Source organism: Celeribacter marinus (assembly GCF_965656515.1).
Classification (GTDB): Bacteria; Pseudomonadota; Alphaproteobacteria; order Rhodobacterales; family Rhodobacteraceae; genus Celeribacter; species Celeribacter marinus_D.
Genome location: NZ_CBFHKW010000034.1, coordinates 21,767 through 27,233, shown reverse-complemented (window position 1 = coordinate 27,233; position 5,467 = coordinate 21,767). Strand labels below are relative to the sequence as shown.

Annotated in this window: 4 protein-coding genes and 3 pseudogenes; 3 read left to right on the top strand and 4 right to left on the bottom strand. The window is 57.1% G+C overall.

Features of this window, described 5'->3' with window-relative positions; genetic code table 11:
• Both ACTG34_RS09010 and ACTG34_RS09005 read left to right on the top strand, forming a co-directional pair.
• A partial coding sequence (locus ACTG34_RS09010) for a HipA domain-containing protein (RefSeq protein ID WP_439104599.1) occupies window positions 1–1,041 on the top strand: 1,041 nt, incomplete at its 5' end.
• Window positions 1,042–1,307: 266 nt separating this feature from the next.
• A pseudogene (locus ACTG34_RS09005) lies at window positions 1,308–1,877 on the top strand (hypothetical protein); the annotation flags it as partial.
• A 49-nt stretch (window positions 1,878–1,926) separates the two neighbouring features.
• Here the strand turns inward: ACTG34_RS09005 and ACTG34_RS09000 are convergent.
• Entirely contained in the window at window positions 1,927–2,466 is a 540-nt protein-coding gene (locus ACTG34_RS09000; RefSeq protein ID WP_439104598.1) for a helix-turn-helix transcriptional regulator, read from the bottom strand.
• Window positions 2,467–2,654: 188 nt separating this feature from the next.
• On the opposite strand from ACTG34_RS09000, the gene ACTG34_RS08995 reads away from it, so the two are divergent.
• Window positions 2,655–3,320 (top strand): hypothetical protein, encoded by a 666-nt coding sequence (locus ACTG34_RS08995; RefSeq protein WP_062219659.1) that lies wholly within the window; start codon window positions 2,655–2,657, stop codon window positions 3,318–3,320.
• Window positions 3,321–3,366: 46 nt separating this feature from the next.
• Here ACTG34_RS08995 and ACTG34_RS08990 read toward each other — a convergent pair.
• From ACTG34_RS08990 to ACTG34_RS08980, 3 genes and pseudogenes are all read right to left on the bottom strand, one after another.
• Window positions 3,367–3,813, bottom strand: a pseudogene (locus tag ACTG34_RS08990) (type IV secretion system protein B4); the annotation flags it as partial.
• A 222-nt stretch (window positions 3,814–4,035) separates the two neighbouring features.
• A complete protein-coding gene (locus ACTG34_RS08985; protein WP_439104600.1) occupies window positions 4,036–5,007 on the bottom strand; it encodes an FAD:protein FMN transferase in 972 nt (323 codons plus the stop codon).
• Window positions 4,997–5,467, bottom strand: a pseudogene (locus ACTG34_RS08980) (PepSY domain-containing protein); the annotation flags it as partial. The gene ACTG34_RS08985 and the pseudogene ACTG34_RS08980, both read right to left, overlap by 11 nt.

The following is a 5,467-nucleotide window of genomic DNA, read 5'->3' as shown; positions in this document are numbered from 1 at the left end:
GAAGGCGTCGATGCCTTCAGCTTGCTTTCACAAATCGGGCGCGATTGCATTGGTGCGCTGCAGTTTCTGCCTGATGGGCAAGAGCCCCAGCCAATGTCCGAGTTAACTGGGGAACCTGTTGACGAGGCGCAGATTGAGGCAATCCTGAGCGACCTTGATCTCGCGCCTCTTGGTATTCGCCGAGAGAATGACTTCCGCATTTCAGTAGCGGGTGCACAGGAGAAAACGGCGCTGCTTCGTAAAGATGGTCAGTGGATTGAGCCAACGGGCACGACGCCAACCACGCACATCATCAAGCCGCAAATAGGCAGGCTACCCAACGGCATGGACCTGTCCGACAGTGTTGAAAATGAATACCTTTGTCTCAAGCTTATGGGGGCGTTTGGGCTTCGGGCTGCGAATGTCGAGATGGCTCAATTCGGCGACAAGAAGGCTTTGGTTGTCGAGCGTTTTGATCGGCGCTGGACGTCTGACGGCCGTTTGATCCGTCTGCCGCAGGAAGATTGTTGCCAAGCACTATCTGTTATGCCCACGCAAAAGTACCAGAACGAGGGCGGCCCCGGGATCTCGGACATCATGGACCTTTTGTTGGGGAGCGATGCCCCCAACCTAGACCGATACGACTTTTTCAAAGCCAACGTTCTGTTCTGGCTGCTTGGCGCGACAGACGGGCACGGTAAGAATTTCAGCATCAGTCTCTTGCCCGGCGGGCGTTTCCGCATGACGCCGCTTTACGACGTTCTAACGGTGCAGCCGACCGTCGACGCCCGGCAGATCGAGCGAAAATACTTCAAGCTTGCTATGAATTTCGGCAACTCAAACCACTACAAGGTGGCGAATATCGTTGGTCGACATATCGTGGAGACCGGCGTTCGATCTGGCTTATCCCGCGCAGTCGTGCAGGGCCTGTTCGAAGAACTGCAGGAGACCTCACGCGGGATATGTGAGGTCACGTTCAACCAGCTTCCTGCGGGTTTCCCAGAGGTGTTGCTTGCTTCGATCGACTGCGCGCTGAAGGCCAGGTTGCGCTTGTTGAATTAAAGTCGGTCGCGCTTGCTTGGTGCGATCTGGGTCTTTTCCGGGTTAAACAAAATCAGGTCAGTTCGCCTTTGCCATGCCCGATCCTCAACGCCGTGTTTTGTGATTGCTGCACATAAGCGGGCAGGCACGCAAGACGCGGTATGAGCACCGTTTCAACAAGCTCCCCGCCAACGCATCCCTCGCGCGGCAATTTTCGCGCTGACGCCCCCTTGCTGACCGCTTTGGCCATGTTCTTCGAAACACTCAAAGTGAGGGTAAAAAATGGCTATGTGTCCATTTGGCTGGGATTTGTATATGTGGCCGCTCAACCATTGTTTTCGAACCAATTGCGAACAAGGTCTCGCTCATCGACGCATTCGCAGATCGCATTGTCGGCTGGCGAGTGTCACGGTCTGCCAAAACGAACTTTGTTCTCCCATCTCGGCAGATTTGTTTCACAAATCGCCTGCTGGGCAATGGATACTGTGGAGCAGGCACCTCACGATCGACGGTTTATTCAAAAAGGCGGCTTGATCCACCATTCGGACCGCGGCGGGCAATATTTGTCCATTCGGTATACCGCACGTTTGGCTAAAGTTGGCATTGAGCGATCAGTTGGTAGCGTCGGGGAATCGTATGGCAATGCCGTCCCAGAGCCGATTAACGGCCTGTACAAAACCAAACTGGTCTGTCGTCAAGGGCTCCGGCGCAACATGCAGGATCTGGAAATGGCCACGCTCGGCTGGGTCGGCTGGTGTAACGACAGGCGGCTGCGTGGACACATTGGGAGCATCCCGCCTGTCGAGGCCGAAGAGAATTATCATGCACAGCGTGACGTGCTCGATATGCTCGCTTGAAATGAAGCTACAGGTCTGCGGTGAAACTGGGGCGTTGCAGTCGGTCTGATTAGGTGGCTCTCGGCGGTGCGGATTTCATCCCTACATCCATAAATTCATCCAAAAACAGAGACATGAGTTCCACGCGCGAGGAGACGTTTGCCTTGCGAAAGATGTTATGGGAATGAACCTTGATCGTGCCAACGGTGCAATTGCGCAATTCAGCGATGTCTTTTGATGCAAGTCCGCGCATGAGCAAAAGCGCGATGTCGGATTCTGACGGGGTGAGGGACCAATCGTCGAACTGAGCGTGAACGTGACTGTCGAAATCGTTGCGTAGGGAATGGAGCGTTTCGCGTTGGCGAGCGTTCTTTGTCTTTAGATCGGTTATGTAGATGGACAAAAGAAGCATACCGAATCCGAGAGCGGTGACGGCGATGATTTCGAAAACAAGGTGGGAGAGGTCACCCAATTGGTAGCCGCGCCCGTCGTTGATGTGTTCCCGTAGATCGGCAATCACATCCTGAGTGAAGAAAAGTCCTGATACCCCCATGCCCCAGAAAATGATTGTCGCAAAGGTCGCATTTTCGAGTTTGTTTGTTGAATGCATCGGAGTGCCCTTTTTCATACGTATAAAGCTTAGGGTTAAACCTGCCCAAAACACCATAAACCATCGGTATAGAGGCAAAAGCGGCCTCAAATACACCATTAGCATATTTGGGGTGTGGGATGCGGTGGTTATGTTGATCTCATCAGCGGCACATCGCCTACGGTGCGTCGAAAATTTGGAGACTAGCTATGAAAACACTATCGCTTACGAGCATCGCGCTCGCTCTTTCGGTCACCGCAGCGTCTGCTCAGGACTATGTACAAGCTCAGATCGATAGCCTGTTCGCGCAGGGCTACACACACTTTTCCGTTCGCCGCGGGGTTCTGAATTCTTCGGTTGAGGCCTATTCGTCGACTGGTCTGGAAACCACTGTCGTGCTCAACAATTCGACCGGCGCAGTTGTGCGCCAGCGTGTTGAGACGAATGACGCAACTACGGTTGCCGGCACGATACAAAAGATCGAACAGAAGCACGTTGACGATGTAGATGGATCGGACGACGTTCTGGTCGAAGTTACGACCGCAACAGGCGACACGATTTTGGTCGAAGCAAATGAGATGCGCCGCGCACCACGAACGGGTAGCGATGATGTATACACGACCGTAACGACATCGACTGGCGAGACGGCTTACGTCGAAGTGGATGATCACAATTACAAGGACGACACCGATCATGTTGGTGGTTCTGATGATCGCTACGGGTCTGACAACAATGGTTACGAAGATCGCAGTCATGACAACGACGACGGTAATGACCATGATGGCCGTGATGACAACGACGACGGTAATGACCATGACGACCGTGATGACAACGACGACGGTGATGACGATCATGGCTCTGATCACGACGACTAATCGTCGCTTGAGACCATCGCTGCAGGGCGGTACATCTGCCCTGCATTTAAAATGTCCCATCATGCAAAATTTGCGTCATGTTCAAGTTGGGAGGCAAAAGCTGCGTTGGCAGGGCCTCCAGCATCGCCTTGCCAGTTCGGGGTCTCTCGAGCTGGCTGGCGTATTGGGGCATCGTCACGATGATCGCGTTCTGTTTGTGCGCGGTCGCAAGCCAGTTGCTGAGCCGGTTTGAGAAGTCCGGATTGTCAAGTTCTTTGCAGGCCTCATAGATGATGATCAGCGTAGGTATAAGTTCTTCAATCACGCGTTCCATCCGCCGACATAGGTATGACAGGACCGCAATGCGCTCTTTCTCGCTTTCACTGTCGAGAATGCCGGTCAGGTCGAACCCGACGACATCACCATCGAGCGAGAAAGTATTCTCGGGGCTTGGACCGAAAATCCAGCCATAGCGACCAGCTGCGGTCCATTCCTGTATCCACTCAACGAGATCAGAAAGAAGGCGCAGGACTTTCTGGTCCGGGGGCAGGTCGGCGCAAAGCCCATCCAGACTGAGCCCTTCGGTCACCCGCTCGGCCAGCCCCAGCTAACCAAACGATATTCGCAATATCGGCTCTGCCAGTGAATTAGAATGCAAGACCCGCGATTAGGCCAATCACGGCCAGAAGCAGAAATGCGGTCTTGAAGCGATCGGTACGGGTCTGGTCCATGCGGCTTATCTCCCCTCTGATGGAGTCATCGCCGCGGGCTCTTCGGAAAAAAGTCGGCCGACTCCGACGCCCCTTGCGTTGTCGTTATCGTCACGCAGGAGGAACAGCGCGTCGAGCCCGTGTTTTCTTGCGAGTGCCGCGCCCCTCTCTGGGCCAAGCACCATGAACGCCGTTGCCCAGGCATCGGCTTCGGCACAGCTGCTGGCAACAACGGTGACGGAAGCAGGCGGCACGATCAGCGGTGCGCCGCGCCTCGGATCCATGGTGTGCGATAGGCGTCGTCCCTGAACCTCGACCCAGTGTCGGTAATCGCCGGAGGTAGCGACAGCGGCGTCTTGCAACGCGAGGATCGAATGCGGCGTCCTGCGTTCGGTGTCTGGCGCTTCCACGGCGATCGTCCACGGCTCGAAGTCCGGCCGAAGGCCTGTCGCGCGCATCTCCCCATCTATCCCGACCAGGGCGTTGTCGATTCCGTGGTCGCGTAGCGTCTCGGCCAACCGGTCCACGCCATAGCCCTTCGCGATGCCGTTCAGGTCAAGCGCGGTGGGCGCGGATTTACGGACATGGTCGTCGTCAAACTCTAGAACCTCATGCGCCGCGCGGCGCGGGGCTTTCATTGCCGCTCGTATCCCATCGGGTGCGGCGGCCTCCGGCCCGAAGCCCCAAGCAGCGACAGCGTCGCCCATGCCGATGTCGAAGGCCCCGTCCGAGGCGCGGCCTATCTCGAGGCCAAGGCGGAGGACGTGCCCAAGGCGCGAGGGGACAGCCACCCAATCGCCCACCGGTGCTGCGTTGAGCCGCATCAGATCGCTGTCGGGCTTCCAGGTCGACATCTGTCCATCCACTTCTTCCACAGCCGCTTGCAGTGCCACGCGGATCGGGTCGGGGTCGACGCTCGGTTCGGCGTAGAATAGAGCCGACCAACGGGTGCCCATCGTGGGGCCGTTAAGGGCGATGCGCGCGCGCTCAATAGACATCTTCAATGTATCGCCCCTCCGCCTTCAAAACCGCCGGCGTGAGCCCGGTCGGTGCCAGAATCTCGCCCAGCGCATCGGCCACGCCCGCCGCCATGTCGCGTCCGCCGCAAACCATCACGCGTGCGCCATTGCAAACAAGGTCCGCAACTTGAGTGGCCTCGCCCCGCAGCGCATCCTGTACGTAGTGGGGGCGCGCCCCGCGCGAGACGGCCGTGATCAGGCGGGTCAGACGACCGTCCTGCTGCCAGGCCGAAAAGTCCTCGACGTAGAAGAAGTCGCTGTCGGGATGGCGGATGCCGAAGAACAGGTGGATCGGCCTGCCGCGTCCGTTGTTGCGCACGAAGCCCGCAAGCGGTCCGATGCCGGTCCCCGCGCCGATCAGGATCAGAGGCACGCGGCTCGGGCCCGGCTTGAAACCGGGGTTGTGGCGGAGAAAGGCGGTCATCGTTTCACCCGGCTC

What these genes read in the sequence shown, in the direction of transcription:
- ACTG34_RS09000 (WP_439104598.1), bottom strand. Translation starts at nt 2,466, where the DNA reads ATGCATTCAACAAACAAACTCGAAAATGCGACCTTTGCGACAATCATT.
- ACTG34_RS08995 (WP_062219659.1), top strand. Translation starts at nt 2,655, where the DNA reads ATGAAAACACTATCGCTTACGAGCATCGCGCTCGCTCTTTCGGTCACC.
- ACTG34_RS08985 (WP_439104600.1), bottom strand. Translation starts at nt 5,007, where the DNA reads ATGTCTATTGAGCGCGCGCGCATCGCCCTTAACGGCCCCACGATGGGC.